Source organism: Mesorhizobium sp. M7A.F.Ca.MR.176.00.0.0, from assembly GCF_004023165.1.
Taxonomy (GTDB): domain Bacteria; phylum Pseudomonadota; class Alphaproteobacteria; order Rhizobiales; family Rhizobiaceae; genus Mesorhizobium.
The window spans coordinates 1-2,765 of the sequence record NZ_RZTC01000046.1; the positions used below are offsets into that span (position 1 = coordinate 1).

Consider the following 2,765-nt stretch of genomic DNA (forward strand, 5'->3'; position numbering starts at 1 on the left):
GACCGTGACGCTCGACATCACCATCGAGGAAGCGGCGACCGCCGAAAAGGTGACGGCGATGTTCCCCGACGGCCGCAAGGTGGCGGTCAAGCTGCCGGCCTATGTCGAGGACGGCCAGACCATCCGCCTCAAGGGCCAAGGCGAGCAGGGGCCGGGCCAGCCAGGCGACGCGCTGGTCAAGATCCATCTGCGCCGACATCCACGCTACCGCATCGAGGGCCGCGACCTGCACGCCGATCTGCCGGTGGTGCTGGCGGATGCGGTGCTCGGCGCCAAGGTGCCGGTCGAGACGCCGACCGGCAGGCTTGCGGTCAACATTCCTGCCTGGTCGAGCTCCGACAAGGTCCTGCGGCTGAAGGGCAGAGGCCTGCCGGAAAAGGCCGGCGGCCACGGCGATCTCTACGCTCATGTGCGTATCATGCTGCCGGAAGGCGGCGACAGCGCGCTCGAAGAGCTGTTGCGCGGCCAAAAAGGCTGATCGGCGGCTTTTGTCCCCCGAACTGTCCGGTTTGGACGCTTGAAGGGGCTCTGTGCCTGTGCGATAGGGCAACCCACAAAGCTGAAATCTTGCGGAGAGCGCTCACATGGCGGGTGGACAGGGCCTAATGGCCGGCAAGCGCGGCCTCATTCTTGGCGTCGCCAACAATAGGTCGATCGCCTATGGCATCGCCAAGTCGTGCGTCGACCATGGCGCCGAGATCGCGCTGACCTATCAGGGCGAGGCGTTCAAGAAGCGCGTCGAGCCGCTGGCGGCGGAACTGGGCGCCTTTGTCGCCGGCCATTGCGACGTCACCGATCCGGCGAGCCTGGACGAGGTTTTCGCCAATGTCGCCAGGCACTGGGGCAAGCTTGATTTCCTCGTCCACGCCATCGCCTTCTCCGACAAGGATGAACTGACCGGCCGCTATGTCGAGACGACGCGCGACAATTTCCTGCGCACCATGGACATTTCGGTCTATTCCTTCACCACCATAGCCAAGCGCGCCGAGGCGCTGATGACCAATGGCGGCTCGTTGCTGACGCTGACCTACTACGGCGCCGAAAAGGTCATGCCGCACTACAACGTCATGGGTGTCGCCAAGGCGGCGCTCGAGGCCAGCGTGCGCTACCTGGCGGTCGACCTCGGCGCCAAGAAGATCCGCGTCAACGCCATCTCGGCCGGCCCGATCAAGACGTTGGCCGCCTCCGGCATCGGCGATTTCCGCTACATCCTGAAGTGGAACGAGTACAATTCGCCGCTGAAGCAGACGGTCACGCAGGAGGAAGTCGGCGATTCCGGCGTCTATTTCCTGTCCGACCTGTCGCGCGGCGTCACCGGTGAAGTGCACCACGTCGATTCGGGCTACCACGTCGTCGGCATGAAGGCGGTCGACGCGCCTGATATTTCGACGGTCAAGGACTAACGCCCGGCCAACCGTCGTCCGTCCCGATCCCGCACCGGAAGACCTGATGTACCCGCTGGTTTATATCGCGCGCCACGGCCAGACCGCGTGGAACGCCGAAATGCGACTTCAGGGGCAGGCCGATACCGATCTCAACGCTCTTGGCCGCGAACAGGCGACCGGCAACGGGCTTCGGCTAGCCGCGTTGGTCCCAAATCCCTGGGAATTCGATTTCCTCGCCAGTCCGATGAAACGGACGCGCGAAACGATGCAGCGTGTTCGCGCCGCGATGAAGCTCGATCCGGATGCCTATCGAACCGATCCGCGCCTCGTCGAAGTCAATTTCGGCGATTGGCAGGGATTTACCTTTCCCGAGCTCGAGACAGGATATCCCGGAGCAAGCAGGACGCGCGCTCTGGACAAATGGAACTTTCAGCCGCCCGGCGAAGGTGCGGAGAGCTATCAGATGCTGCTCGAACGGGTGAGGCCATGCTTCGACGCGATCGAACGCCAGACGATATGCGTGACCCATGGCGGCGTCATGCGCACCTTGTTTCGCTTCGTTCTGGGGCTGGCCGAGGACGAGGCCGCGAACCTGGAAATACCGCAGGATCGCCTGCTCAAGCTCGAAGGCAAGAGTCTGGAGTGGCTTTAATGCATGTCGCCCAAAAGTGGCCCCGGTTTTGGGAGAACGACATGCATAAAACAAAGACCTAAAGCGGGTCGCCTGAATCCGTTCAGACGCGACACGCTTTAGGCCATTGGCAGGCGGCTCGGCGAAAGCTGAACCGCAAACACAGCATTCAATTGAGGTTGGAAGCTCTAGTTGGCAGAGCTGTCCGGCAGTTCCATGTCGGTGACGATGTTTTCGCCATTGGTCACATCGTAGGCGATGACGATGTCCATGCCCGGCTTCAGCGCGTCGAGATCGGTCTCGGCGTTCAGCTTGTAGGACTTGCCGTCATCCAGCGTCAGCGTCGCCGTATCCTTGTCGATCTTCTTGATCAGGCCTTCGGTCTGGCCGGCGAAAGCGGCGGTGGAAAGCAGCAGCGTGGCGGCAATGGCGCCAATCAGGGTACGCATGATCGTTCCTCTTTATCATTGCGCCGGCATGGCGGCGGGCGTTCAACGGCGGATGGAGCAGAGCAGAAACCAACCGAATGTGTCAAAACTAAATCCGCCAGATCACAGTTTGACCCCTGTGAAAAACGCCAATAGAAGGCAACCTACAGCGCCGCGCGTCCTCTTGGACGCGCAAAGGACGCTGTAGCATTGTTGATTTTGCGCATGATCCTTTCCGAAAATCGCTCCGATTTTCGGGGTCATGCGCCAAGCCGGCTCCGCTGCCGGGCAGGGTCATTTCATGTCTCACAACACGTTCGG

At 61.7% G+C, this 2,765-nt stretch carries 4 protein-coding genes; 3 read left to right on the plus strand and 1 reads right to left on the minus strand.

The features are described from left to right. From EOB59_RS16955 to EOB59_RS16965, 3 genes are all read left to right on the plus strand, one after another. On the plus strand, positions 1–478 hold a 478-nt coding region (locus EOB59_RS16955), incomplete at its 5' end, for a DnaJ C-terminal domain-containing protein (protein WP_281061725.1). 106 nt (positions 479–584) lie between these two features. Next, positions 585–1,403: an enoyl-ACP reductase FabI gene (fabI, locus tag EOB59_RS16960; protein WP_128288839.1), complete on the plus strand. Its 819-nt coding sequence runs from the start codon at positions 585–587 to the stop codon at positions 1,401–1,403. A gap of 46 nt (positions 1,404–1,449) precedes the next feature. Continuing rightward, positions 1,450–2,037, plus strand: a complete 588-nt coding sequence (locus EOB59_RS16965) for a histidine phosphatase family protein (RefSeq protein ID WP_127397647.1) — start codon at positions 1,450–1,452, stop codon at positions 2,035–2,037. A gap of 167 nt (positions 2,038–2,204) precedes the next feature. Here EOB59_RS16965 and EOB59_RS16970 read toward each other — a convergent pair whose 3' ends face one another. After that, positions 2,205–2,465: a DUF1344 domain-containing protein gene (locus tag EOB59_RS16970; protein ID WP_027035965.1), complete on the minus strand. Its 261-nt coding sequence runs from the start codon at positions 2,463–2,465 to the stop codon at positions 2,205–2,207. Between the last annotated feature and the right edge of the window lie 300 nt (positions 2,466–2,765).